Annotated in this window: 1 pseudogene; it reads left to right on the top strand. The window is 70.9% G+C overall.

What is annotated here, in order from left to right:
* Nucleotides 1-18: 18 nt before the first annotated feature.
* Nucleotides 19-230 (top strand): annotated as a pseudogene (locus tag FAF44_RS54230) (IS701 family transposase); the annotation flags it as partial.

Below are 230 nucleotides of genomic sequence, written 5' to 3'. Positions count from 1 at the left end.
CCGACGCGGGTGGCGCGGGTGGCCGCGCACCTGAACGCCGGCGACTGGCAGCGGCGCGCCTGCGGCATCGGCGCCAAGGGATTTCGGGTCTATGACTGGGCGGTCATCGACACCGCCCTTCCGGCACACCGCTACGTGGTCCGCCGCAACATCGCCGATGGCGAGTTGGCGTACTTCCACTGCTTCGATCCGCGCGGCGACGGGCTCCCAGAATGCGTGCGGGTCATCGG

Source organism: Nonomuraea sp. MG754425, assembly GCF_021699195.1.
Classification (GTDB): Bacteria; Actinomycetota; Actinomycetes; order Streptosporangiales; family Streptosporangiaceae; genus Nonomuraea.
The sequence above is the reverse complement of the archived record's forward strand: the minus strand, read 5'-3'. Positions and strand labels throughout refer to the sequence as shown.